This is a genomic window from Helicobacter sp. 23-1046 (genome assembly GCF_053654635.1).
Genome location: NZ_JBSIUS010000001.1, coordinates 589,218 through 613,447 on the forward strand (window position 1 = coordinate 589,218; position 24,230 = coordinate 613,447).

The following is a 24,230-nucleotide window of genomic DNA, read 5'->3' on the forward strand; positions in this document are numbered from 1 at the left end:
TAATGATGAAAAAATGTATTTTGTGCTGTGCGCTGTGCATAGAGTAGCGTATGGGAAGCAGTGGTGGGATGTGGATTGGGATTTTAGGGTAAAAGAACTTAAACAATATGGACTTTCATATTGCATAGCTTCACTAGAGCAAAAAGCATACACCAAACAAGAGAGGACGGACTGCTTTAAGTCTTCTTATTTTGATTTGGATAAGGGCGAAATTGTTTACAAAGATGAGGATGAATGTATAGTGAATAATAGATTATGTCCTATGGATTTTAATGGCGATGAAGTTGGTAGTAGTAAAAAATATGTCAAACGCACTAAAGGTTGGCGTTGGGATTTTAATCTTACTACGGAGAATGGCGAATGGCGGAGTTGCCTTGCGGAAGAAATTTTTTTCTTTGAGGGTATAGATGAAAATATCTTTGATGAAATCCGCGCATATACAAACGACATCAAGTCATTAAAATCGTGCCTTATTATGTATGATAGCCCTACTTACCACAAAAACATAGAAAATCTATTGGAAAAATACTGCGGTAACTTATGCAGAGAAGAAAAATCTTTTCCTAGATTATAAAAATAACAAGTTTTTAAATGCAAATTTTGAATACAAGCACAAACAATTTAAGCAAAATTTGCGTGAGATTTTGCTTCAACTTGCCTAAATCTCGCGCAAAATCCTACTTTTTGACTTCGCATTTGCCCTTTTTGCATAGTGGGCAGTTTTCGCGTAGCTTATATAGCGGGCAATACCCATACACCGCGCTTAGAAGCGGTGCTAATCCCACAAGCCACCACCAGCTCTCACACACAAAGCCAAAGGCAAATATCCAAATCGTAGCGATTGTTAGCCGAATACTTTTATCTATATTACTCATTTTTTATCTCCTTAATTTTAAAATTTAAATTTTAAAGATTTGCCACCAAAAATCTTGTCTAGCAAAATCTACATTTTAGATTTTACGCAAACCTAAAAGCAAAGCCTACGCCCGCGCATAAATCATTCCTTGCATTACCATTGCTTTCATTGCATAGACTTTTAACGCCCAATTAAGATAGCTCTCTCTTGTCGCACCAAAGCATTCTAGCGATGGTGCAGCACCATTGTAGTCAAATTCTACCATTACTGCTTTGCCATAGCGAGTGAGAAGCGGACACGCCGTATATCCGTTAAATTTCGCCTCTAATGCTCTGCCCTCCAAATGCGCAATGATATTTTGCGTGATTACGGGATATTGTTTGCGAATGGACGCGCCTGTCTTGCCTTTTGGCACACCAGCGCAATCCCCGATAGCAAAGATATTGTTAAAATTTTTGTGTTGCAAACTAAATTTATCCACATCTACCCAATTCCCCGCATTTGTGCTAAGCCCAGCCTCTGTGATAAATTTATGCGCCTTCATTGTGGGAATCATAAACAAATAATCAAATTCGCGCTCGATAAATTCCTCTGTATCCACGCGTTTGCCATTTAGAATGTAACTTGTCTGAAATGTCGCTTTGTTGCGCGTTTTATCCACCGCGACAAGCTGGTGCAAAAGATGATAGGGCATATCTCGCGCTACGAAAAACTGCTCTATCATTTTGGCGTGAATTGGCGAAGAAAGCATAGAAGCACCGCCTGTAAAAAGCGCGGTTTGCACTTGGCTTTGAATCCCGTTTGTGTGGATTAAGTCATTTAACAAAAAGTTGATTTTTTTGTTTGTACCACCGCATTTGTTTTGGCTTTTTTGCTCACTAAAAAACACGGTTAGTTTTTCTTGCTTTTTGCCTCGCGCTATGATTTCATCAAACATTTTTTGGGCTTTTAGCGCGGAATGTGGTGTATAAATCGTAGCGATATTGCTACTCCCACTCTCTAAATCCTCTTGGCTTAAACCCTCTATTGCGTTAAAATCATACTCCACGCCTGTGGCAATGACTAAAATATCATAGCTATGCGTTTCCCCGCCTTGCGTGATGATTTGGTTAGATTCAGGGATAATTTGGGCGATATTGTCCTTTTCCCACGACACTTTGCTATCTATCAAATCTGCTTTTTTATACGCTACATCTTTTAGCGAGTAGATTCCAGCGGCTATGAGCGTAAAGCCGGGCTGATAGTAGAAATCCTCATCTTTGTCAAATAGCGTGATTTTGGCATTTGGCATTGCTTTGATGAGACTTGCGCTTAGTGTGATTCCACCAAGCCCAGCACCGATAATGGCGATTTTGGGACTAAGTGTGGAAGTCTTTGCCTGTGCTTGTGTGGCGATACTCGCTCCACCACCTGCGATAATCGCGCCTGCGCCAAGAAGTTTTAGCGCGTTTCTACGAGATTTTTGCATTTTTTCTCCTTTGGTTTTAAAATTTAAAGCCACATTGTAAGATTTTGCGCAAAAATTGTTTGTAACAAAGTCGCATTTCTACTCCGCTACGCAGATTTTGCCCTTGCTCATCGCCAAAAGTGTCTTATACGCGACAAAAAGCACCGCAAAGGTTGCCAACATTAGCCCAAAAAGTCCAAATAGCGCGTAAAGCGGCGTGCCAAATCCCACAAACACTTCAAAACTCGCTATGCTAAACGCACACAGCGGGAATGTGAAAGCCCACCAAGAGAGCGCGAAATTTAGATGCACAAAAACTTTTGATAAACTTAGCATTAGCAGCATAAAAAAAAGCGCGACAAAATACGCCACTAGGCTTAATGCGCTATGTCCCCCAAAAAGCGCGACAAAATCCACCACAAAAATGCTCGGTGGCGCGATAAAGATAAAAAGCGTGGGCAAAAATTTTGATTCTAAACTCTCTTCAAAGATTAGCCGTGAGGTGATGAGCGCGGTTAAGATGAGCCAAAAAAAGCACCCGATTGCAAAGAATAGAAGCGAAAATTCGGGGCTGATTTTGGCAGAATGCCCAGCCAAAGGCACGATTAGATTGCCAACGATAGGGATAAACCACGCAGGGCTTAGCAAGTGCCGTTTCATCGCATTGCCAAACCAAAAATTGATGACATAAATGCTTAAAATGAGTTGCAAAAACGCGCTTATAAAAAAGGTGATTTGTAGCGCGAAAAGCACAGATTCACTCCCAAACGCACCTAAAAATGTGATGATGATAAGCGCGCTAATAGGGATTGCGGAGAGAAAGTTGATTTTGACTTGGTGGGTAGCTTCAGCTTTCACACTTGCAAAATGCGTGGCGATTTTTAGCCCATAGATTCCAAGCAAAAGCGCGAAAATCCCCATACTTGCAAAGCCTAAAATTACACTTGCGCATTCAAAGAGTTTGCTAAAACTTGTGAGATTTTGGGTGTGAATTTGATTTTGCGCGAAATTTGCGCTTGAATCTGCAAAATCCGCATTTGCACCAAACGCCACACTTGCCTTTTTGAACGCCAAAGATAAGCCACCGATTCCCATCACACTTGCAAAAAGCATTATAGGGAAATGGGCGAGTTTGGATTGTGTAGTTTTTGATTCTTGCGAGTTTGTAGAATTTGATTTACTAAAAGGCAACCCACCCCCTTTATCCCCCTCCGCAGAGGAGGGGGAAAGTTGTGCATTTGCGCTCATTTTGCCAAATCTAGATTCAGAATTTAAATCGCGTTTGTTTGGATTTTCATTTACCACTTTTTGCCTCCATATTATTTGTTTTTAATGTTTGATTTTCTAGCGCGTGTTTGGCAATCTTACAATCCTCTTTGCTCAAAGAATGCCGATGAAGCACATATTCCGCGCTCACTTTTCCACTAAACATTGCGCTTAAAAGCGGGCGATTTGCCTTAAAAATAAATGCCGCCAAATGCCCTATAATGCCAAAAATGATAAGCGCAAAGCCCAAATTATGCAGTTGTGCCACCCAAAAATACACGCTATCGCTTAGGTTAAACCCTGCGAGATTTTTAAAAGTCTTTATCGCGCCCGTGATAACTAGCAGTAGCAACACACCACCGATAAATGCGTAAGCTAATCGTTGCTCGGGCAAGTATTTTTCGCTCGGTGGCTCTTGCCCTCCTAAAAGCATTGCTTTGATGATTTGCGCAGATTTCTTAAAATCCCCTTTTTTGGGGAAAATGTCAAACTCTCGCCGTGCAATGTGAAAATACAAATGAAACGCCACAAACACCACTAAGCCCACTGCACCGATATAATGCGCCATAAGGCTTATGTGATAATCCCCGCTCCACGCCATTAAAGGCAGTTCGTTTATCATATATCGCTTCGCGATAGGGAGCTGAAAAAGCCCTGTGATAATGAGGCTAAAGGTGCTTATGGCGATACCCCAATGCACGATACGATTTTGCAAGGTTTGTCTCTGAATTGTAATGTGTGATTTTTTCATTGTGAATCCTTTGATTTTAGTTTGGTTGATTTTGGATTTTGGTGTAAATCTTGCGCAAGATTCGTGCTATTTTGCGTAGCTTTTTGGGCTTTTTTGTTTTTATTAACAGCGATTGCCCCAGCGATGATTCCTGCCACAGGAGCTAAAAGCACGGATTTGACTAGTGCGCTATCATCGTTTATAAAATTTGGCACATCTATATTTAAGTGCGGACGCCCCATTTTTTGCGTCTTGCCATTAAATTCGCTTTCATTTATGCCGTATTTATGCGCGATTGCAGAATTTATGTCGTTAAAATCCACGCTTGAAATGTAATATGTGCTTGTCCCGCCATTTTGCGTATCGCCATAGATATATTTGCCCTCCGCCCTTGCTCCTGCTACACGCACTAAAATCTTATCTTTGTCATCAAAGATGAGCGCGTCTTTAGGACAGCTTGTTTGACAGGCGGGTTTTTGCCCTTGTGAGAGCAAATCTTTGCACATATCGCATTTAAACATTGCCCCGCCACCGCCGAGTTTTGGGGCGATTTTTAGGTAGATTCCAACCCCTGCTTGTCGCTGTGGAATCCCCCACGGACACGCATCACGGCATTTCGCTCCGCCAAAGCAAAATTCCTCATCAATATCCACTGCGCCATTTTTGTCCTTGCCTATCACGCCAAATGGGCAGATTTTTTGGCAGGTGGGGTCATCGCAGTGCATACAACGGCGTGGGATTGAGATGTCCTTGCCACCGACATTTACCCGCTCTACAAAGGTAAAATTATAAGGTGTGAGACGGCTTATGTCATCGCGGTTTTGAGAGTAATCCTCTTTGACTTTGCGCGGGAAATAATCAGGTATTTCAGCAATAGGCTCGGGGAATCTATGCGCGTTTTTCTCTTTGCACGCGCTTACACACGCGGGAGTGGCGAGATTTTCGCACCCATCGCATTTATCTATATCAATGATTGAGGCTACGCCATTTGGGCTTAGATTTGCGCTAGATTTATCTGCGTGAGAATCTGTGCTAGATTTTGGCGGGTTTGTATTTGCGCTTGTATTTGTCGCTAAAAGCGCAGGACTTAGGGCTAAAAATTTCACAAAATTTCGTCTTTGCATTGTCTTTCCTTTGTTGTTGAATTTGTTTTATATTGTTTGACTTATCAAATCGCGCTTCGCAAAATCGCTATCGCTAATCAAGTCGCGCCTCGCAAAATCGCTATCGCTTTTTTGCGCAAAATCATTTAAGATTTTGCAATCGCCTTGCTTTAAATTTTAAACCTTAAAAGAGTTTTAAAATTTTTGTGCTATTATCACAAATTATGCAAAAATACAATGTAACTTTGTTACGAAGCGAAATAAAATAAAGGCAGATATTATGAATCAATCTCAAATGGCGCGAGTGGCGCAAATCAATACACAAATTTATGGCGATGAGAGCAGTCTAAAAGTCTTGCGTGAAAAAGGTGCGTTTAAGGTTATGGAAAAGGCTACAAAAAAATACGCCGATGAGTTGGGGTTTTTTCGCCTTGTGTGCGGGAGGATTCGCGTGTTTTCTATCGCGCCAAATGGCAAGGAAATCACTATTTTTTATATGACAGATACGGAGTGCTGTATCATCTCTACGAGATTTATGAGCGAGACGCTAGGCGATGAGGTGATGTTTGAGTGTATGGAGGAGTGCGAGATTTTCACGCTTAGCAACGAAATCTATCAACGGCTATGTGCGCAAAATGCGGGGATAATGCGCTTTAATGTCGAGCTGGTGGCAAAGAGATTGCGTCAGATTCTTGATATTGTGGGCGATGTCGCGTTTAAAAGCCTTAAAGAGCGTGTGCTGAAATTTTTAGCAAATAATGCCAAAGAAGGCATAGTGCATACAAGCCAAGAAAATATCGCAAACCACATAGGCAGCGCACGAGAAGCAGTCGCAAAAGTGCTAAAAGAGCTAAAAAATGAGGGGCAAATCGACACAAAAAGAGGCGAAATAGTGCTAAAAAATGTGTGATTTTGGGCGAATTTGTGGAATCTAAATAGCTAAATGCGCGATGGATTTATGTAAATTTTTATGCAACGCTTTTTCTCTCATAAATTTATCGCTTTTTATTTAGTCCGCCATAGTGTGTGAATGAGCTTAATGGCAATGCTAAAGAAAATCCCCTCAAAAATCGCGCCAAAGATACACGAAATATATGCTACTTCGCTAAGCACGCCAAATTTTTGCCCAATGCTTGCGGTGATGACTAAAAATGTGAGTGGCATTGAATTACTCAGTGCAAAAAGGAGCGTGTTTTTCGCACTTTTAAAGTGTTTTAAAAACACAAGAATAGAAGCGATTAAGCGCACTAAAAACATTGTAACAATGAGATATAGCGCATACAGCAAAATCTCTGGATTGATAAATACGCGTGTCAAATCAATAGTCGTGCCTACATATACGAAAAAAAATGGCACAAGGAATCCAAAGCCAATATCATCAAGCTTTTTAGGAAGTGTGTGTTTGTATTTAAAATAAGTAGTAATGATGACTCCTGCGATAAATGCGCCAAGCACAGGTTCTAAATGGAGTAATGAGGTAATGGCAATAAATACAATAAAAAGCATAAACACGAAACGAATGTCTTTGGAGTTGGTATCATCGTGTGGTAAAAGAAAGAGTTTGAGATTTGGAAACCACCAAAACAGCACATTTGCCATTTTAAAAATACACACCACGCCAATTAAGAATCCACACAAAATAAGCAAACTCTCCAATAAATCAATACTAAATCCATAGTGATAGATTCCCTCTAGTGTGATAAGCACGACAATGCTAACAAGCTCGCCTATTATGCCAATTTTTAGGGTGAGATTAAGCCAAGCGCGACTTTTGCCATAATCACGGATTAACGCCATAATCATACCCAAGCTCATCACAGGCAGGATTGCTATAAAAATAAAAGGCAATTTGAAAACAATCACAACAAGCACACAAAGCACATATAAAATCACAAAATACCATAGTGCTTGGTATAAAAATCGCTTGCCAAGCGAAAAAGAAGACTTCAAATCCACTTCCATACCGCACAAAAACATTAAAAACAACAATCCTACATTTGCCATTACACTAATGTGGGTTTGCGTAGAATCTACCACACCAATATATGCTGCGATAATGCCAAGTAAGATTTCTGCCACTGTTATAGGGATTTTAAGCACGCTATGAAGCGGGATAGCAAGCACAATAAGCGCACCAAAAACAGCAAAAGAAAGTGCATATTCTTGCATTTTACTCCTTTATTCTTCTAAATGTAGTGCTTGTAGTGTGGCTTTTGGGAATAGCGTGTATTCGAGATTGTGAATGCGTGATTCAAAAGATTGCAAGCTCTCATTGGGAATCTTTGGGAGTTTTTCTTGCAAGATAATATCTCCAGAATCTAATTCTTCGCTTACCCAATGCACACTCACACCACCAAAATCCTCATTTGATTGATAGCTTTGTGTAATGGCGTTTGCGCCTTTGTGTAATGGTAAAAATGACGGGTGGATATTGATAGCTTTAATGCGCGAGGTAAAAATGGGTGTTAAGATTCTCATAAAGCCACTTAGCACACATAAATCTGGTGCAAATTCTGTGATTTTTTTTACGAGTTTTGTATCAAATTCTTCACGCGAAAGATTGCTATGTGGGATAATCTCGCAAGGGATTGTGTAGTCTTTTAATCGTTGCAAACCTTTAGCGTTTGGATTATTACAAATCGCACCCGCAACGGTTAAAAGCACGGATTTTTTACTTGCAGATTCTATAAAAACCTTTTGGTGCAGAGTGTTTATGAGATGTATCATATTGCTTCCATTGCCACTAAATAAAATCACTATTGTCTTTTGTTGCATAGAAAAACTTTATGTAAGATTAGAATCTAGGATTTTTGTAAGCGTTGGAGGATTTGCTGTTTAATGTCCTCGTATAAAAAACTTTCTTTAAAGCCGTCCATTTTCCCACCTGAAGCATTTTTATGTCCTCCACCATTAAAAAGTTCCTTTGCCATTGCGCTGACATCGCACTCTCCATTCGCTCTCAAGCTCACATTGCCTTTGGCGTTAATATCCATATAAAAGGCAAATTCTGTGTTTTGACGCAAAAATAAATTTGCAAGCACGCTAATGCCACCCATTGAATAGCTTAAAAATCCTAATTTGTCTTCATAATAAATCGAGCATTGCTCCTTTTTTTGACTAAGGAGATTTGCTTGAGCGAGTGAAGTAATGCTATCCATTGTTTGTGTGGCTGGATTCCCGCCTAAGATTTGCTTTTTTAGACAAAATAGTGCGTTATCAAATTCCACTGCGCCATTTTGTTTGCCTAAAAATTCACGCGTGCTCTCAAGCAGGCTAAATTTATACTCCCTATGCTCCTCTTCAAACATAAAGCGATTAAGCTCGCTACTTTGGCTTATCATATTCATTGCTACCTTACCAAACTCAAACTCATAGGAATCTTCAAGCCAAATATCCACCGAATTTGTCATTTCTACAAGATTATGTAACCATTGCTTTTTACTCTCATTGCGGAGTGTGAAGTTGGCATTCAAATGTTCCCATACAAGTTTTGTCGCACATTTATTAGAATCTAAGTGATACCACGAAAATTTGTTCGCACATTCTTGCCCGCTAATGTGGTGGTCAAGTAAAGTAAGCGTGATATGCACGCCAGCATTTTTGAGGTTTTGCACTTTTTGGTGCAGAGTGTTTGCTTCTTGGAGTGTGAGGTTTAAATCACTAATGAGAATCATATATTCTTGTAGCTCGCTAGATTGCTTTGTTTTAGTGCGAAATTTTGTGCTAAGCATTTGAGTGTGATTGAGTGGGATTTGCTCCAAAATACAATCCAAGCGCACGCCAACTTCTTTGCCATAATTGGCGTTAAAAAATACAATATCATCAAAAAACTCTCTAGCAATAAATTGACACGCATAACCATCTAAGTCAATATGCGAGAGATGAAATACTTTCATTTTATTCCTTTAGATTCTTTTATTCTTTTGCTCTTTAGGTAAAAGCCACATCAATCGTGCTAAGAATCTCAAAATCAATTCTTGGGTCGATTTCAGAATTTCCAAGCACCACCACTTCGAGTTTATGCTCTTCTAAGAGATTTGCCAATGCCTTTCTTAAGCGATAATCCACGAGCAACACCACAGGAGAAATGCCACTATCTCTAATCTTTGACATTTCATCAACAATAGTATTTACCAGCGTTTGTGTTTCATTGATGCTTAAAAGTAACGCTTTGGTGTTTGTCTGGTCTTTAAGTTTGCTTAGCAAAAATTGTTCGGTTTTTATGAAAAATGTCATTGCTTTTAGTGTGCCATCATCAGATTTGTATAAATCTGTAATAGTGCGCGATAAGCTAGCACGGACATATTCACTAAGCGCGCTTATGTCATTTTGTAAGTTTGGATATATGTCGATGAGCGTTTCTAAAATGCTTATCATATCGCGGATTGGAATCTGCTCGTGCAAAAGATTTTGTAAAACTTTTTTAATTGTGCTAAGAGGGATTTTTTGCGCCTCAGCTACCACGGTTGGATATTTATCACTCAGTTTATTCATTAGATTCTTTACTTCATCAATAGTGATAAATTCCTCTGCGTATTTTTTAATCAGTGTAGATAAATGCGTGGTGATGATATTTGGTGGTTCGATAATCATATAGCCTTTTTGCGCAGCGTCATTTCTCGCAGAGGCATCTATCCATAGCGCGTCTAATCCCATTGCTGGTTCTTTAGTCTCAATCCCATCAATTTTGTTGATAACTTGCCCTGTATCAAGTGCTAGGAGTTTGTTTGGCATTAGCTCCCCTTGTCCTATGATGACATTTTTTAGCAAGATATTATAACACTCAGGTTTAAGTTTGAGATTATCCCTAATGCGCACTTGAGGGATAAGGAATCCATAATCACTAGCAATTTGCTTGCGCATTGAGCGCACACGCTCTATCAAGTCGCCATTTTCATCTTTATTTGCAAAGCGCATCAAATCATATCCTAAGTGGATTTCTAGCATTTCAAGTTTGAGGGCTTCATTAAGCATTGCTTCTTCTTTTTGTTTGATTTCTTCTTCGCTTGCTTGGATTTTTTCTCCTTTGTGTCGCTCTATATCTTCTTGGTTTGTTTGAGATTTTGTATCTTGTGGCTTGTTAAGTTTTTTGTTAAACCAATTTTCAAACAACGATACAATGCTCTTTGGGTCTTCTCTATTGCTAAGCCACGCAATAAGCAAGAAAAACAATCCTACAAAGCCAAATGAACTACCAAGCACGGTAGCAAATAGACATAAAATAAAACCAACAATAAGCAAAATTTTTGAGCTTGAGATAAGTTGGTTGATAATATCGCTCGCAAAGTTTGTCCCACTACTTTTAGCCGCGCGTGTGGTCATAATACCTGTGGCAGTAGCGATGATAAGGGCGGGAATCTGTCCCACCAAACCATCGCCAATGGTAAGGATTGTAAAGACTTTCGCACTTTCGCTCACAGGCAATCCATATTGAAAATAACCAATCAAAAATCCACCAATAATATTTACCAGCGTGATGATGATAGAAGCAATGGCATCACCTTTGACAAATTTACTCGCACCATCCATTGTGCCGTAGAAATCTGCTTCTTGTTGCAATGCTTCACGCCTAGCTCGCGCTTCTTCTTGCTTGATAAGTCCAGCATTTAAATCCGCATCAATCGCCATTTGCTTACCGGGCATTGCATCAAGTGCAAACCTCGCTCTCACTTCGGTTACACGAGTTGCACCATTCGTGATAACGATAAGATTGACAAGAACCAAAATAGTAAAAACGATGATTCCAATAATGTAGTTTCCACTTACGACAAATTGCCCAAATGAGTTGATAATCTTACTTACAGAATCACTTCCATTTCCACCTTCGGTAAGAATCATTCTAGTGGTGGCTACATTGAGTGCTAAACGATAAAGTGTAACAATAAGCAAAATGGTAGGAAAAGCAGAAAATTCTGTGGGTTTATCAACATAAAGCACCATAAAAATAATCAATACAGAAAGCGCGATAGAAATAGTGATGAGAAAATCAAGCACAGCACTTGGCAATGGGACGATGATGATTGCCATAATAGCGACAATAAATACAACAACACTCAAATCCTTAGACCCAAAAATCGCGCGCATAAAAGGGTTAAGTTTTTGTGTGAGTTTTTGTGCGGTTTTATTTTTTGCCATCCATTGCCTTTATACACTCATTTTACGCTTAAGATTGTAGCAAAATTTTTCTTAGTTTATGTCAAAAACTTGCATTTGCTTATCTTTAAACGCACAGACTTTATCAAATGCAAGTTCAAGTGCGAGATTTTTGCACTCTTCATAGCCAAAGCCTACATTTTCTACGCTATGAGCATCTGAGCTAAGAGTGATAGGAATGTCAAGCTCACGCGCCATTGCGAGAATCTCTTTAGAGGGATATTGTTGTTTGCAAGGCTTGCGTAACCCTGAAGCATTTATCTCAAGCACACAGGAGTGGTTTTTGATAGTTTGGAGAGCGCGTTTGATTATAGGATATATGGCTTGTGGTGGTTGATTGTTAAAGATTTTAAACAAATCAAAATGTCCAATAATTTGGAAAAATCCACTTTTTGCCATTGCCTCAATGGAATCAAGATAATGTTCCCAACATTTTTGTGTATCAAGATTCTCATAATTTCCAAGAAATTCTGGGTTATCAAATCCCCATTCATTGAGGAAATGCACAGAACCAATCAAATAATCAACCTCGCAATTTAGCACAGATTCTAGCATTAAGTCTTCTCGCCCCAAAATAAAATCCACTTCCAAGCCGATACGCAAGTCGATTTTATCGGCATATTTTTCACGCAAGTCCTTAAGCGTTGTGAGATATTCTGTGAGTTGTGTTTCGCGCATTCGATATTGCTCATCGAAGTTCATTGGTGCGTGGCAAGAAAAGCCATAGATTCCAATGCCAAGCTCTATTGCCCTTTTGATATACTCCTCTGGCTTTCCTGTGGCGTGATTGCATAAAGGAGTGTGATTATGTAAGTCAATACGCAAGTTAAGCCTTTGTGGAGGTGGTGTTTTTTGGAGTTTTTTTAGAGATAGCCACTTTTTTTGTTGGTTTTAGGGTAGATTTTTTGGTTGTAGCTTTGGTGTTAGTCTTTGTCGCGCTTTTTGTTTTAGAATCCGTAGGTTTTTTGGCGATATTTTTTGTGCCCTTGACTTCATTTTTTGTTTGTGTGGTTTTTTGGGTGATTTTTTTTGTGGTCGTGGTTTTTGGTTTTTTTTGAGTTTTGGTGTTTGCCCTAGATTGTGTTGTGGATTCTGTAGAATCTTTGTCTTTTTTTGAGGTTTTCTTAATTGGCGTTTTAGATTTTTTTACTCCTATAAAAAGTGTCGAAACACCAGCACTATAAGATTTTGTAAAGCTTTTTGTAATACCTTGTTTTTTAAGTAGGCTTTCTAGTTGAGTAAGAGAGATAAATGCCCCAATGGAGTTTGGTAGGTAATTGTAGGCTTTGAAGTTTGATGAGATTATCCCACCTATGAATGGTAGCACTTTGCGTGTATAAAAATTCATCACTTGGTTTGCTATACCCTTTTGGTTGTTTTTTAAAAATTCTAAAATTACTAATACCCCATCTTTTTTTAGCACACGGGCAAATTCGCTTAACGCAGCCTCGTATTCAAGCACATTACGCAGTCCATACGCGATAGAGATAATATCAACACTTTCATCTTTAAAGGGGAGTTTTTTTGCCTCGCCTTGCAAAAATTCTATTGTTACATTATTTTTTGATTCGAGTTTTTTCTTGGCGATTGAGAGCATTTTTTCCGAGCTATCATAGGCATAAATTTTGGTGATTTTTATAGAATCTTGTTGTATTTTTTTGCCCAAAATGTCTTTAAAATATTCACGCGTTTTGTCGTTAAATCTTTTTGCCCCATCAATCCAATGGGTTATCATATCGCCACTACCACAGGCAATGTCAGCGATGATGAGGTTTTGTGATTTGATTTTTTGGTAGGCTTTTTGGCAGGCTTCCTTGCGCCATAAAATATCCACACCAAAGCTCATCGCACGATTCGCTATGTCGTAAGTAGGGGCTATGTCATCAAACATTTGTATGATTTCTTGTTGTGTTGCTTGTTTTTTCATTGTTACTCCTTGTGTAATTGATGAATGTCTTTAAACGCGAGTGCAGATTCTATACATTGCTCTAGTTGTGAGATTTGAGAGAGCACCTGCGTGCTTGCAGTGCCACCTAGACTATCTCGTGCTTGCATACTAGATTCTAAATTTAGCACTTCGCACACATTGCTTTTTATACGATTATCAATGCTTGCAATCTCTTCAAAGCGAAGTTCGCTTATATCTACGCCATTTTGTTCAGCGAGGCTTACGACTCTGCCCGTGATATGGTGAGCATCTCTAAAGGCAATGTCGCACTCACGCACAAGAAAATCAGCCAAATCAGTCGCGCTTAAATGACCGATTTTAGCCATTTTAAGCATATTTTGCGTATTGACTTCCATTGTGGCGATACATTGTTCTAAAATTTCCAAACACATATGGGCGGTTTGAATGCTATCAAAAAGTGATTCTTTGTCCTCTTGCGTATCTTTGTTGTATGCAAGTGGCAAGCCTTTCATCACTACTAAAAGATTTAAGAGATTCCCATACACACGCCCGCTTTTTCCACGCAGTAGCTCTGGGACATCGGGGTTTTTTTTCTGTGGCATTATTGAGCTTCCTGTGGAGTATTCATCACTGAGTGTGATAAATTTAAATTCACTACTACTCCATAGCACTAATTCTTCGGCAATGCGTGAAATATGCATCATAAGCATAGCGATGTCATATAATAAATCAAGTGCAAAGTCTCGCTCACTTACGCTATCCATTGCATTAAGTGTGGGAGCGAGAAATCCTAACTCTTTAGCGACAAATTCTCTGTCGTTTTTATATGGTGTGCCAGCGAGTGCTCCTGCACCAAGAGGACAAAAATTATTGCGCTTATAAGTGTCTTGCAAACGCGTTACATCGCGCATAAAGTTTGCACACCACGCAACCAAGTGGAATCCGAAGCTAATAGGTTGGGCGTGTTGGAGGTGTGTCATACCGGGCATAATGCTATGTGTGTGTGATTTAGCAAGATTAAGAAGAGTTTGCATAAGGCTAAGAATGCGTTTTTGCAAGGCGACATTAGCACGCAGTGAGTAAAGACGAAAATCAAGAGCAACTTGGTCGTTGCGACTGCGTGCGGTATGAAGTTTTTTACCACTTTCTCCAATAAGCGCACTTAAGCGAGATTCTATTGCCATATGAATGTCCTCATCGCTGTTGCTAAATGTAAATTTATCTGCTTGGATTTCCTCTGCGATAGAATCTAATCCTTGTAAAATGGCTTGGAGTTCATCTTTATGCAAGATTCCTATGCGTTGAAGCATTGTAGCGTGTGTTTTTGACCCAGCGATGTCCTCACGCCATAATTTGTAATCAAAGCCAATAGAAGCATTAAAGTCTTCTAAGAGTTTGCTTGATTGCTTGTTAAATCGCCCACCCCAAAGTTTCGCCACTAAAATAACTCCATTAAAATGGTTTCACTATGACAAGAATTGCAATGACAATAAGGCATAGTGTAGGAAATTCATTATAGAAACGAAAAAATCTTTCACCTTTTTTACAAGTGTTTTGTTTAAGGGTTTTTATAAAATATCCGCATAAAAAGTGATACGCAATAAGAAAAACAAGCACAAAAAGTTTGGCGTGAAACCAACCACCACTTTGAAAAATAGCAGGGAAATCACGCAATATAAGTGCCAATCCGCTTATAAGAGTAAGCACAAATGCAGGCATTCCAATGTATTTATATAATCGTATTTCTTGGAGCTTAACAATAGTAGTAAAATCTTTGTTATCTACATTTTGTGCGTGATATACAAAAAGTCTAGGGAGGTAAAAAAGCATAGCCATCCACGAGGTAAGCGCGATAATGTGAATTGCCTTAATCCACAAGTAATATTGCCCTAAAAATTCCATACCAATCCTTATTGTATTTTATAAAAAGCGATTATAACGAATTTTTCAATATTTCCAACGAATTTTTATCGCCAAGACAAAAAATTTTTATATCTTTATCTGTAAATTCTTTGTGAAGTGTAATACCAAGTTTTTGCGCGTGGTATTGTGCTTTTGATATGGCGTTATAAGGGATTTTTATTTCTAAGATTTCTTGTTTGAGGTAGGGAATAAGCGTGGCATTTTTGATACATTCTTGCACGCTTTGTGTGTAAGCACGCACAAGTCCGCCCACCCCAAGTTTAATCCCACCAAAATAGCGCACCACCACACAACCTATATCAATGAGATTTTCTCCACGCAAGACATTGAGGATTGGCATTCCACTGCTTCCTTTTGGCTCACCATCATCGCTAAAAGATTCTGTGAGTTGATAAGTGTTTTGTGTGTCATAAAATCGCGTTGCATTAACAAAATGCACAGCCTTTGGGTGAGAATCTCTAAGGAGTGCTAAGGATTGTTTGAATTCTGCAATAGGAAAAAGGAAACTTAAAAATTTTGAGCCCTTAATCTCAAAAACACCGCTAGATTGTGTTTTGCAAGTTTTTATCGTCTGCTCTTTAGGCATTATCACTCGCTGTGTAAAAAATACGCAGCATTTTTACCCACAAGCACCATTGTGTTTTTAGGGAGATTCCCATAATCTGCTTCTGGTGCTTTGTAGTTTAGTTCGCGTTGTTTGTATTTATCAAGGCTTGTTAGTTCAAATTTTCCCTCAATAGTGCGTAAAAACTCAAATTCAAACACCATAGCCCTTTGTCTATCGCAAATCTTTCTAATGGCTGAATGGTTGCTAATCGTAATGATATGTTGTTTGATTTCAAAATTCGCTGTGTAGCTGTTACACCCTGTATTGCCTAAAACCCGCCTTTGCTCAATGTTGAAAACTAAAGTCGCTCCCTCGACAGCTTGGGTGAATTTTTGTCTAGATTCTACGCCAAGCACCACCCAATCTTTATCTTTTAGATTTACATTAAGACGCAATCGTTCAATATCTGTGCAAGCGGTAAAAAGACTAAATATTATAGTGTAAAAAATAAGAAAGGTTTTATTCATTCTTGCTACTCCTTAAAATCTTTAGTATTGTAATGCTTAAAAGCATACAAATTGTAAATTTGGTTGTTTTACGCAAAATTATGTTAGTTTGATAAATAATCTTTGCCAAGCCACATTTTTGCACTTGCTTTAAGCGCACCTACATCATCACTAGCGTGGAAGCTAAGAGATTTTAGAATCTTATTTGATTGCAGGTTATAAGTGTTTTGGATATACTCCACAATCGCCTCTCCACTATGGATAAGAAGCGTTTGATTCCCAAAAAATTCTTGCAAACTCTGCGCGATAAGTGGAAAATGCGTGCAACCCAAAATCAATGCCTCTGGGCTTTGAATGTGAGCAAAATAATGCTTAAAGAGGGCGAGCAGAGGCTCACCGCTAAAGATTCCCTCTTCGACAAATGGCACAAAAAGTCCTGTGGCAAGACTCTTTATATTGTTAAATCCTTTTTGTTTAAGTTTTTTTTCATAGAGGTTTGAGCGAATGGTGGCTTTCGTGCCAATGACAAGGATTTGAGAATCTTTTGATTTAAGTTTGTTTTGTGTGGCGATTACACCGGGCGTTATCACCCCTACGACAGGGAAATTTGCACTTGCTTTAAGAGAATCTAGCGCATACGCACTCGCTGTGTTGCACGCGACAATAAGCATATCGACATTGTGTGAGGAAAAAAACTCTAGGGCTTGAAGTGAGAATCGAATGATAGTTTGTCTATCTTTAGTCCCATAAGGCACGCGCGCAGTATCGCCATAATAGACAACAGATTCAAAAAGCCTTGCCTCAAGTAGGCTTTTTAGCACACTTAAGCCACCAACACCACTATCAAAAACCCCAATTTTCATTTTCACACTCTGCGTTATTCTTGTGAGTTCATTGCACTTAGAAATTCTTGATTGTCTTTGGTTTGCTTCATTTTAGAGTAAATAAAACTCAACGCCTCCACATCGTCCATTGAGTGCATTACATTGCGCAACGCCCAAACTTTACTTAAGTTATCCTTGCCAAGCAAAAGTTCATCTTTTCGTGTCCCGCTTTTTAAAATATCAAAAGCTGGGTAGATTCTGCGTTCAGCGATAGCGCGTGCAAGCACAATTTCACTATTGCCCGTGCCCTTAAACTCCTCAAAAATCACTTCGTCCATTCTGCTCCCTGTCTCAATGAGTGCTGTGGCGATAATAGTCAAACTTCCGCCTTGCTCGATATTACGCGCCGCACCAAAAAATCGCTTAGGCTTATGTAAGGCATTGGCATCAACACCACCACTTAACACCTTGCCACTTGATGGTGTCGCGGCATTATACGCGCGCGCTAATCTTGTGATAGAATCTAGCAAGATAACGACATCTTTACCCATTTCAACCTGTCGCTTTGCTCCTTCGATGACAAGTTCAGCCACACGAATGTGGTTTGTCGCTGGGAGGTCAAAGGTTGAGCTAAACACTTGTCCCTTTACACTGCGCTCCATATCTGTTACTTCCTCTGGTCGCTCATCGACAAGAAGCACCATTAGTTCGACATCTGGGTGATTTTGCGCGATTCCGTGTGCAAGTTCTTTCATTAACTCTGTTTTTCCCGTGCGTGGAGGGGCGACTATAAGTGCGCGTTGTCCCTTGCCAATGGGGCTAAATAAGTCAAGCATTCGCCCTGTAATGCCTTGTGATTGGTATTCGAGTTTGAGTTGTTCAATAGGAAAAAGTGGCGTGAGGTTGTCAAAAAGTGGGCGGTTTTTAATTTCATCAAGTGAAATGAAATTAACCGCTTCGATTTTTAAGAGTGCGTAATATCGTTCTTGGTCCTTTGGTGGGCGCACTTGTCCCATTACAATGTCCCCATTCCTCAATGCAAAACGGCGGATTTGACTTTGAGATACATAAGTGTCATTTTGGCTATTGCTAAAACTCTTATCTGATGAGCGCAAAAATCCGTGCCCCTCTGACATAATCTCTAACACACCCTCAAAAAGAATGTATCCACCTTGTGAAACCTGTGTCTTTAGAATCTCAAAAATCAAATCTTGGCGTAAAAATTCCTGTGGATTCTCTACACCAAGACTTGTGGCAATATCGATAAGTTTGGGGAGTGTCTTGCCTTTTAAATCTTCGATTTTGTAACCCTCAACGGGCGTATGTGTGCGAGTTTTTGTCTCTGCCATAATTATTCCTTAATTTTGGAGTTGCGTTTTGAAAAACTTAAAAGCTTTGCTGGCTATGTTGAAGTTCTTGCAAGAAAAGTGGGATTGTATATAACCTTTCCTTAAAGTTAGCTAAAGCAAGGGCATTATAATATAAAATTATGGAATTTTGGTGTTTTTGTGATGATTTTTAATAAGAAGTCTAATGCGTTCAAATGTATCAAAAAGGACGCAGTCCTGCTCACAATGGTTAATGAAATCACCTTTGGCGTATTCATTGTATGGAATCTTAGTGGTATTTTGATTGTGTGTAGAAGTGTGTGTTTGATTGTGTGTGAAGTTTCTAGGGATATATGCCTTTATGGAATCCATCTTGCATAGCGTAGGAAATTTTTGTGGATTGTCCTTTATGCTTTGTAAGAGTTGCTTGCCGATATAGTTTATCTCTTGGCATAGACTTGGGTGTGTAACGGCAAAAAAAATCGTGCGCTCCTTATGATAAATATATGCAATGCGTTCTTTTAACGCTGGCGTGAGATATGCTGCTTTAAAGAGATTGATTTCATCTTTTATGCGCAGTGGCGCGTAAGATTTTTGTAATTTTAATAAGGATATGATATGTTGAGAATTTTTCATTTGGTAATGGTAGCATATTTAGCGATACTTTTGAGTGCTTGTGGGTATAAAAGCGCGCCATTTTATACAGGCGATACACACAATCAAAGCACACAAAGCAAGGAGCAACAAAATAGTGATTCTACTTCTTCACACTCAAAGAGCATTCAAAGCATTGATAGCAAAGTCGTTACGGGAGGGGAGGGCGAGTAAAACATAATCCTTGTTAAATCTTAAGGAGCGCAAATATAAATAATTGTAAGCAAAGTGATAAAAACTTTGACACTTTGGCTTGACTTTTTGTAGTGAATCCTATATAATCGCTAGCTTTTTATTTGGTTTTGCTAAAAAGCAATTCTTTTTTGCATAAATTTTTGGAAATTGGGGTATCGCCAAGCGGTAAGGCACCTGGTTTTGGTCCAGGCATTCCGAGGTTCGAATCCTTGTACCCCAGCCATTTGTCGCGGGGTAGAGCAGTCCGGTAGCTCGTTGGGCTCATAACCCAAAGGTCGGTGGTTCAAATCCATCCTCCGCAACCAAATCAATTTTAATAAATCAAACGATAAAAAACCTCAAGTTGTTTATTATTGTTAAAGAGTTGGAGGACATAAAGAAATGGAAACAGCACAAATACTACAAAAACTTAAATCAAAGAAGGTTATAGCGGTTGGTGTCGCTACAATAGTTGTCATTGCCTTATATCTTGCTCAGGTGTTTTATATGGGTGGGGTAAATCAGAGGTTTTATGAAAATACGCAAAAGACAGCTAAAGAGGTCATTGGTGAGCTAGCAAAAATAGATGAGGCATATGGACATTTTTCAATCGCAAATGAAACTTTTGAGCGAGGATTTTTTAGCTCAGAGGCAAGTTTTGATATACTTCTTGATGCTGCTGGTCTTGTTGGTGGAGGTGTTGGCGAAATTCCTCCAATAACCGTGAAAATAGAGCTAAAAAATAATATTTTTAGCTCACAAAATTACACAGCAAGGCTTGAAAATCCATTCCACGAGATGCTCTCAATGCTTGCTAGTGCATCTGGGATAACGGTTAATATGGATAAAAATCTCATTGTGGCAAAGGCGAATATTTCTTTGTTTGGTGGGGCATCATTAGAGATGAGAATCAATGATATAACACTTAAGGCAAGTGATAATGAGCTTATGGAGTTTAAGGATTTTGTTACAATGTTTAAGATTGATGGTGATGGCAAACTTACTTCTAGCTCTTTACACTTTGGAGGGTTTGAGATTAGAAATAAAAACGAAGCATATTATATGAAAGAAGTAGTTTCTAATACGAAGTTTAATGAACCCGTTGATTTCTTTGGTGCGATTGGATTTAAACTTGTGGATTATGACTCGCACACGAGCATCAAAAGTATGGGATTTAAGGATTTTGGCAATGGCGTGGAGATTCTTGAAACGACATTTGACATAAAAGCTCAAGCAAGTGATGATAAAAATTCTTCAAATAGTGGAGAGAGCGAGACATTTAATTTCAACACAACTACAAAAATTAAGAATCTTAACAGAAATGAAAATGACAGCAAGATAGCACTTAATGATATAAACGCACAAATACTCATCAAAGAGATTCCTGTGAAGGTTTATTATCAGTTACTTGTTGCAATGTATGATACAAAAGAAATATTGGCTATGTTGGACAATGCAAGCAGTCAAATGGAGATTAGTGATATAAGTTTCCGCAAAGACAACAATGATTTCAAAGCTAATGGCTTTATAAAGAAAATCAAAGGTGATGCAGAAGTGGAAGTGAATCTTTTACTTACAAGCAATGTGCATTTTAGCGAGCTTTTACCTGGATTTCTTGCTGATATAGAATTGATACAAAACAATGAGGGTAGGTATGTATTAGAGATTGTAGGTATGGGAGAGGATATGCGCTTTAATGGTAAAAGCTTTGTAGAATTTGCTGGGATTGATGATGGGCTTATTGATGATGAACAACCTGAACATATTGAAGCGATTGAGTTGCCTGAGGACACACAAATACCAGATGAAATAAATCCAACGCAACCACTCCGCAATCCTTAAGAATTTTTGTTGTATTTGTGTAAATGCAACCTAACTTCACAGATTAAATATACAATATATAAAATTAGCGATTTCCGTTGCCATAGAGGTTAATAGGGAATCGTTAATTTAATGTGTTACTATTCTAAACGCTATATTTTATTAGATACATATTTTCTTGTTGAAATATGTAATTTTTGTATGATTTTTTGTTATTATCCACACAAAGGGTAAAGAATTTATACCTAAAGCACAACAAATGGTGGATAAAATGCAACAAGAAATTTACCAAGACAATGTCTATCAACCTATCTTAGATTTAGATATATACGCAGATTCTCAAGTAGCACTGCTTAATGAGGTTAATGAAATTCGTCTTGATTACACTCCATTTGAGAATCATAGAAGCATTTTCCTTGAACCTAAAGTTGCCATTATCGGTGTGGGTGAGGGCGTGCAAAACTTCATTTCTATCTTGCAAAGCACAAATACACAAGACATTACTTGGGAGATTACACATATTGAGCCACAGGATTTTATGGGTGCAAATGGTAATCTTGGGAATTTTACCATTTTGCGCGCGCAAGATTCTCTTAAATCTACCCCATTGTGTGTGTCTCAAGTGATATTTTTTACGAAGTTTGATAATGTCGCGCGCATTAAGGGCGTGCATTTTGTCAATGAATATGCAAATCCAACTGAACTCATCAACGCGCTAACAAACTTTGTGGGTGCATACTCCTACGAAGTCCCACTAAACCTTAATCCCAATCTTTGTGATTTTCATCATCGCCGTGCTAAAGCAGATGGTAGCGGATATTGTGCTGCGTGTGTGGGGGTGTGCCAAACTTATGGAATCTACAAAGATGAGAGAAAAATGGAGATTAACCTAAATCCGCTTGATTGTGTGGCGTGTGGCGAATGTGTGAGTGTCTGCCCCACAGGAGCACTCTCCCGCATAACTGAAAGTTTAGAATCGCTTACCTTACAAGCACGAATGTATAATGGTTATATACCGCTTGTGCTACAAGATTCTTGTATGAGTGAAGTGGCGGATGTTTTAAGAGATTTTAAGGGGAGCAAGGTATTACCATTTGTTGTTGCGCAACCCCATATTTTAAATGAGGTTATTTGTCTAAGTCTTATCCAAGAGAGTGGCTCTAGAGTGCTACTTTATGGTGATTTTACTCCAAGCAATATGCAAGCCATAGAGGGCATAAATGAAATCACGCGCTGTATTTTTGGCTTTGATACGCTTTTTGTAGCGAGCAACGCACAAGAGTTGCGCAATACAATAAATACAATCAAATCTTTAGAATCTCACACACACAATCTCGCCTATCTCTACACTCCAAATGCCGATGAGAGTGCCAAAGAAGTCCTATCAGCGCGTCTTTATGCGTGGGTTAGAGGCGGGAGTTTTGGCAGTGTGGGTGTGCGCTCGAGTGCGAATATCAAAGTGGATTCTCATAAATGCACGCTATGTCTCTCTTGTGTAGAAGCGTGCAATACAAAGGCACTCATCAATAATAATGCAAGTTTTGAGTTGCTTTTTAAACATAGTCTTTGCACGGATTGTGGATATTGCGCTGATGCGTGTGCTGAGAAAGTCATCACTATAGAATCTCGCACTTTGCACTTAGAGGCTCAGAGCTTTGAATATGTGCAAAAGGCGTATGATGAGCCATTTAAATGTGTAGAATGTGGGAAAATCTTTGCCACTACCAAATCTATCGCAAAGATTAAGGGCATTCTTGCAAGTAGCTTTAGCGGCGATGATATAAAAATGAAAAGTATTGAGTGTTGTGCGGATTGCAAGGTAAAAATCATCTTTGGTCCCAAAGGAAACTCATAGCAAGGAAATAAAATGGAAAATTTGCATTTTACTGACAAAAATACAAAAGATTTTAACCCTGCGTTGCAAAATTCCCTATTACAAGATGACGCCCAAAAAATAGATTCTAAGTGTGATACTTCATTTCACCATAGAGAATCTAAGAGTGCTACCACACAAAGCCAAGAGGCGATAAACTCTGCTCGTGCGCTGTATTATGACTTCTTTGCAGGATTTTTTCTTTATGAGCTTATTGCAAAGCGGTTTGAGCTTTTTAACAAGCAAATTGAAGTGCTTTCTCAAGCTCCACTTAGTGATGAGGATTTGCAAAGTTTTGTAATGCTAAAAAATCACCTCTCAAATACCACTGCACAAGAAATAGCAAGGGAATACAGCGTGGCATTTAATATCCCATTCAACACAGGCAAAACCCCGCCATTAGTCAAGGGTCAAAAAGCCCGTTCATTTGGGAATCCACAAACTTTTCTTTATCTTTCGCATTATGTTGAGGGTTGTTTAAATGGCGAGAGTTTAGTAAAGGCAAAAATGCTCACCAAAAAAACAACTTTTCGCCTAAACGAAGAATTTAAAGAGAGCGAAGAGCATTTTGGATTTTTGTTAATGCTTATGCGCCATTTGCTTCAAGATTCTCAAAATACCCAAGCAAATGAAATATTTAAAGAATGTCTTAAGCCAATGGCGATGCCAATCGCACTTTCATTGCAAAAGCGAGATGATTTGCCTTGCTTTAGCCTTGTTGGCGCATTGTTAAAAAATTTCATCACAATGGAGGAGCATATCAACGGATAATTCAATATTAGCATTTGTTTAATGCCTTTATGCAAGTCTTAGCCCAAAGATTTGCATAGGGGTATTAACCCCCCTAAATCCACACTTAAGGAGTCGCGATGGCACAAGAGCAAAATGAGGTTCAATCTTCTGGTGAAATTGAATCAAGACGAGGCTTTGTTAAGGTTGCAGCGTTAGGTGGCGTTGGCTTGGCAGTTGGCTCGTTGGTTAGCGGTTGTTCAAAGGGAATTGAACAAAAAGAGGTTATTAAGGGGACAAGCAAGAAGCAAGAAGTCCTCCATAGAAGCGATACGAAGTATTGGCAGGAATATCTTGCTGTTGCGAAGTAGGCTTTGATAAGCAAAA

The 24,230-nt window shown here is 39.0% G+C and carries 25 protein-coding genes and 2 tRNA genes; 9 read left to right on the forward strand and 18 right to left on the reverse strand.

Going from position 1 to position 24,230, the window contains the following annotated elements; all coding sequences use genetic code 11:
- The first annotated feature begins 13 nt into the window (after positions 1 to 13).
- Positions 14 to 574, forward strand: coding sequence for a hypothetical protein (locus ACWIUJ_RS02745; RefSeq protein ID WP_454168831.1), 561 nt, complete (start codon positions 14 to 16; stop codon positions 572 to 574).
- A gap of 103 nt (positions 575 to 677) precedes the next feature.
- On the opposite strand, the gene ACWIUJ_RS02750 is transcribed toward ACWIUJ_RS02745, so the two are convergent.
- The 5 genes from ACWIUJ_RS02750 to ACWIUJ_RS02770 form a co-directional block, all read right to left on the reverse strand.
- Positions 678 to 875: a YgaP family membrane protein gene (locus ACWIUJ_RS02750; protein WP_454168833.1), complete on the reverse strand. Its 198-nt coding sequence runs from the start codon at positions 873 to 875 to the stop codon at positions 678 to 680.
- 105 nt (positions 876 to 980) lie between these two features.
- The gene (locus ACWIUJ_RS02755) at positions 981 to 2,324 is read right to left on the reverse strand and encodes an NAD(P)/FAD-dependent oxidoreductase (protein ID WP_454168834.1); all 1,344 of its coding nucleotides are present in this window, start codon (positions 2,322 to 2,324) and stop codon (positions 981 to 983) included.
- Positions 2,325 to 2,402: 78 nt separating this feature from the next.
- Complete coding sequence (locus ACWIUJ_RS02760) at positions 2,403 to 3,608, reverse strand: SLAC1 anion channel family protein (RefSeq protein WP_454168835.1); 1,206 nt, start codon at positions 3,606 to 3,608, stop codon at positions 2,403 to 2,405.
- Entirely contained in the window at positions 3,598 to 4,320 is a 723-nt protein-coding gene (locus ACWIUJ_RS02765) for a formate dehydrogenase subunit gamma (protein ID WP_454168836.1), read from the reverse strand. Before ACWIUJ_RS02765 ends, ACWIUJ_RS02760 begins: the two co-directional genes overlap by 11 nt.
- Positions 4,317 to 5,423, reverse strand: coding sequence for a 4Fe-4S dicluster domain-containing protein (locus ACWIUJ_RS02770; protein ID WP_454168837.1), 1,107 nt, complete (start codon positions 5,421 to 5,423; stop codon positions 4,317 to 4,319). Before ACWIUJ_RS02770 ends, ACWIUJ_RS02765 begins: the two co-directional genes overlap by 4 nt.
- Positions 5,424 to 5,682: 259 nt before the next feature.
- Here ACWIUJ_RS02770 and ACWIUJ_RS02775 point away from each other — a divergent pair, with 259 nt between their 5' ends.
- The gene (locus tag ACWIUJ_RS02775) at positions 5,683 to 6,312 is read left to right on the forward strand and encodes a Crp/Fnr family transcriptional regulator (protein WP_454168838.1); all 630 of its coding nucleotides are present in this window, start codon (positions 5,683 to 5,685) and stop codon (positions 6,310 to 6,312) included.
- A gap of 95 nt (positions 6,313 to 6,407) precedes the next feature.
- Here ACWIUJ_RS02775 and ACWIUJ_RS02780 read toward each other — a convergent pair whose 3' ends face one another.
- The 13 genes from ACWIUJ_RS02780 to ACWIUJ_RS02840 all read right to left on the reverse strand — a co-directional run bounded on the left by ACWIUJ_RS02780 (position 6,408) and on the right by ACWIUJ_RS02840 (position 19,228).
- The gene (locus ACWIUJ_RS02780; RefSeq protein ID WP_454168840.1) at positions 6,408 to 7,571 is read right to left on the reverse strand and encodes a cation:proton antiporter; all 1,164 of its coding nucleotides are present in this window, start codon (positions 7,569 to 7,571) and stop codon (positions 6,408 to 6,410) included.
- 9 nt (positions 7,572 to 7,580) lie between these two features.
- Positions 7,581 to 8,177, reverse strand: coding sequence for a phosphoribosylglycinamide formyltransferase (gene purN / locus ACWIUJ_RS02785; RefSeq protein WP_454168841.1), 597 nt, complete (start codon positions 8,175 to 8,177; stop codon positions 7,581 to 7,583).
- A gap of 26 nt (positions 8,178 to 8,203) precedes the next feature.
- A complete protein-coding gene (locus ACWIUJ_RS02790; RefSeq protein WP_454168843.1) occupies positions 8,204 to 9,298 on the reverse strand; it encodes a DHH family phosphoesterase in 1,095 nt (364 codons plus the stop codon).
- 34 nt (positions 9,299 to 9,332) lie between these two features.
- Complete coding sequence (gene flhA / locus ACWIUJ_RS02795; RefSeq protein WP_454151972.1) at positions 9,333 to 11,537, reverse strand: flagellar biosynthesis protein FlhA; 2,205 nt, start codon at positions 11,535 to 11,537, stop codon at positions 9,333 to 9,335.
- A 51-nt stretch (positions 11,538 to 11,588) separates the two neighbouring features.
- On the reverse strand, positions 11,589 to 12,380 hold the full coding sequence (gene hisJ / locus ACWIUJ_RS02800; RefSeq protein ID WP_454168845.1) for a histidinol-phosphatase HisJ: 792 nt from the start codon (positions 12,378 to 12,380) through the stop codon (positions 11,589 to 11,591).
- Between the two features lies 1 nt (position 12,381).
- The gene (ubiE, locus tag ACWIUJ_RS02805; RefSeq protein ID WP_454168847.1) at positions 12,382 to 13,482 is read right to left on the reverse strand and encodes a bifunctional demethylmenaquinone methyltransferase/2-methoxy-6-polyprenyl-1,4-benzoquinol methylase UbiE; all 1,101 of its coding nucleotides are present in this window, start codon (positions 13,480 to 13,482) and stop codon (positions 12,382 to 12,384) included.
- A gap of 2 nt (positions 13,483 to 13,484) precedes the next feature.
- Positions 13,485 to 14,903 (reverse strand): argininosuccinate lyase, encoded by a 1,419-nt coding sequence (argH, locus tag ACWIUJ_RS02810; protein ID WP_454151969.1) that lies wholly within the window; start codon positions 14,901 to 14,903, stop codon positions 13,485 to 13,487.
- Between the two features lie 13 nt (positions 14,904 to 14,916).
- Positions 14,917 to 15,366, reverse strand: a complete 450-nt coding sequence (hemJ, locus tag ACWIUJ_RS02815) for a protoporphyrinogen oxidase HemJ (RefSeq protein ID WP_454168849.1) — start codon at positions 15,364 to 15,366, stop codon at positions 14,917 to 14,919.
- 31 nt (positions 15,367 to 15,397) lie between these two features.
- A complete protein-coding gene (locus ACWIUJ_RS02820) occupies positions 15,398 to 15,973 on the reverse strand; it encodes an IMPACT family protein (RefSeq protein WP_454151967.1) in 576 nt (191 codons plus the stop codon).
- Positions 15,974 to 15,975: 2 nt separating this feature from the next.
- Entirely contained in the window at positions 15,976 to 16,461 is a 486-nt protein-coding gene (locus tag ACWIUJ_RS02825) for an META domain-containing protein (RefSeq protein WP_454151966.1), read from the reverse strand.
- Positions 16,462 to 16,544: 83 nt separating this feature from the next.
- The gene (gene murI, locus ACWIUJ_RS02830) at positions 16,545 to 17,303 is read right to left on the reverse strand and encodes a glutamate racemase (RefSeq protein WP_454168850.1); all 759 of its coding nucleotides are present in this window, start codon (positions 17,301 to 17,303) and stop codon (positions 16,545 to 16,547) included.
- Positions 17,304 to 17,317: 14 nt separating this feature from the next.
- Complete coding sequence (gene rho, locus ACWIUJ_RS02835) at positions 17,318 to 18,613, reverse strand: transcription termination factor Rho (protein WP_454151964.1); 1,296 nt, start codon at positions 18,611 to 18,613, stop codon at positions 17,318 to 17,320.
- A 138-nt stretch (positions 18,614 to 18,751) separates the two neighbouring features.
- A complete protein-coding gene (locus ACWIUJ_RS02840; RefSeq protein WP_454151963.1) occupies positions 18,752 to 19,228 on the reverse strand; it encodes a hypothetical protein in 477 nt (158 codons plus the stop codon).
- On the opposite strand from ACWIUJ_RS02840, the gene ACWIUJ_RS02845 reads away from it, so the two are divergent.
- The 7 genes from ACWIUJ_RS02845 to ACWIUJ_RS02875 all read left to right on the forward strand — a co-directional run bounded on the left by ACWIUJ_RS02845 (position 19,211) and on the right by ACWIUJ_RS02875 (position 24,214).
- Positions 19,211 to 19,420 (forward strand): hypothetical protein, encoded by a 210-nt coding sequence (locus ACWIUJ_RS02845; protein ID WP_454151962.1) that lies wholly within the window; start codon positions 19,211 to 19,213, stop codon positions 19,418 to 19,420. The two genes, ACWIUJ_RS02840 and ACWIUJ_RS02845, sit on opposite strands and share 18 nt — an antisense overlap.
- A gap of 169 nt (positions 19,421 to 19,589) precedes the next feature.
- Positions 19,590 to 19,664 (forward strand) — tRNA-Gln (locus ACWIUJ_RS02850).
- A 5-nt stretch (positions 19,665 to 19,669) separates the two neighbouring features.
- Positions 19,670 to 19,746, forward strand: a tRNA-Met gene (locus ACWIUJ_RS02855).
- Positions 19,747 to 19,822: 76 nt separating this feature from the next.
- Positions 19,823 to 21,262, forward strand: coding sequence for a DUF945 family protein (locus ACWIUJ_RS02860; protein ID WP_454168852.1), 1,440 nt, complete (start codon positions 19,823 to 19,825; stop codon positions 21,260 to 21,262).
- 250 nt (positions 21,263 to 21,512) lie between these two features.
- The gene (locus tag ACWIUJ_RS02865) at positions 21,513 to 23,096 is read left to right on the forward strand and encodes a 4Fe-4S dicluster domain-containing protein (protein WP_454168854.1); all 1,584 of its coding nucleotides are present in this window, start codon (positions 21,513 to 21,515) and stop codon (positions 23,094 to 23,096) included.
- Between the two features lie 12 nt (positions 23,097 to 23,108).
- Positions 23,109 to 23,885 (forward strand): TorD/DmsD family molecular chaperone, encoded by a 777-nt coding sequence (locus ACWIUJ_RS02870; RefSeq protein ID WP_454168856.1) that lies wholly within the window; start codon positions 23,109 to 23,111, stop codon positions 23,883 to 23,885.
- A gap of 98 nt (positions 23,886 to 23,983) precedes the next feature.
- Positions 23,984 to 24,214, forward strand: a complete 231-nt coding sequence (locus tag ACWIUJ_RS02875; protein WP_454168858.1) for a twin-arginine translocation signal domain-containing protein — start codon at positions 23,984 to 23,986, stop codon at positions 24,212 to 24,214.
- The last annotated feature ends 16 nt before the right edge of the window (positions 24,215 to 24,230 follow it).

Bases quoted from the DNA above. Each gene is read 5' to 3' on its own strand.
- hemJ (WP_454168849.1), bottom strand. From the start codon at position 15,366: ATGGAATTTTTAGGGCAATATTACTTGTGGATTAAGGCAATTCACATT.
- ACWIUJ_RS02820 (WP_454151967.1), bottom strand. From the start codon at position 15,973: ATGCCTAAAGAGCAGACGATAAAAACTTGCAAAACACAATCTAGCGGT.
- rho (WP_454151964.1), bottom strand. From the start codon at position 18,613: ATGGCAGAGACAAAAACTCGCACACATACGCCCGTTGAGGGTTACAAA.
- ACWIUJ_RS02780 (WP_454168840.1), bottom strand. From the start codon at position 7,571: ATGCAAGAATATGCACTTTCTTTTGCTGTTTTTGGTGCGCTTATTGTG.
- ACWIUJ_RS02790 (WP_454168843.1), bottom strand. From the start codon at position 9,298: ATGAAAGTATTTCATCTCTCGCATATTGACTTAGATGGTTATGCGTGT.
- flhA (WP_454151972.1), bottom strand. From the start codon at position 11,537: ATGGCAAAAAATAAAACCGCACAAAAACTCACACAAAAACTTAACCCT.
- ACWIUJ_RS02825 (WP_454151966.1), bottom strand. From the start codon at position 16,461: ATGAATAAAACCTTTCTTATTTTTTACACTATAATATTTAGTCTTTTT.
- murI (WP_454168850.1), bottom strand. From the start codon at position 17,303: ATGAAAATTGGGGTTTTTGATAGTGGTGTTGGTGGCTTAAGTGTGCTA.
- ACWIUJ_RS02870 (WP_454168856.1), top strand. From the start codon at position 23,109: ATGGAAAATTTGCATTTTACTGACAAAAATACAAAAGATTTTAACCCT.
- ACWIUJ_RS02770 (WP_454168837.1), bottom strand. From the start codon at position 5,423: ATGCAAAGACGAAATTTTGTGAAATTTTTAGCCCTAAGTCCTGCGCTT.
- ACWIUJ_RS02765 (WP_454168836.1), bottom strand. From the start codon at position 4,320: ATGAAAAAATCACACATTACAATTCAGAGACAAACCTTGCAAAATCGT.
- ACWIUJ_RS02775 (WP_454168838.1), top strand. From the start codon at position 5,683: ATGAATCAATCTCAAATGGCGCGAGTGGCGCAAATCAATACACAAATT.
- ACWIUJ_RS02745 (WP_454168831.1), top strand. From the start codon at position 14: ATGTATTTTGTGCTGTGCGCTGTGCATAGAGTAGCGTATGGGAAGCAG.
- ACWIUJ_RS02865 (WP_454168854.1), top strand. From the start codon at position 21,513: ATGCAACAAGAAATTTACCAAGACAATGTCTATCAACCTATCTTAGAT.
- purN (WP_454168841.1), bottom strand. From the start codon at position 8,177: ATGCAACAAAAGACAATAGTGATTTTATTTAGTGGCAATGGAAGCAAT.
- ubiE (WP_454168847.1), bottom strand. From the start codon at position 13,482: ATGAAAAAACAAGCAACACAACAAGAAATCATACAAATGTTTGATGAC.
- ACWIUJ_RS02860 (WP_454168852.1), top strand. From the start codon at position 19,823: ATGGAAACAGCACAAATACTACAAAAACTTAAATCAAAGAAGGTTATA.
- ACWIUJ_RS02840 (WP_454151963.1), bottom strand. From the start codon at position 19,228: ATGAAAAATTCTCAACATATCATATCCTTATTAAAATTACAAAAATCT.
- ACWIUJ_RS02750 (WP_454168833.1), bottom strand. From the start codon at position 875: ATGAGTAATATAGATAAAAGTATTCGGCTAACAATCGCTACGATTTGG.
- ACWIUJ_RS02845 (WP_454151962.1), top strand. From the start codon at position 19,211: ATGTTGAGAATTTTTCATTTGGTAATGGTAGCATATTTAGCGATACTT.
- ACWIUJ_RS02875 (WP_454168858.1), top strand. From the start codon at position 23,984: ATGGCACAAGAGCAAAATGAGGTTCAATCTTCTGGTGAAATTGAATCA.
- ACWIUJ_RS02755 (WP_454168834.1), bottom strand. From the start codon at position 2,324: ATGCAAAAATCTCGTAGAAACGCGCTAAAACTTCTTGGCGCAGGCGCG.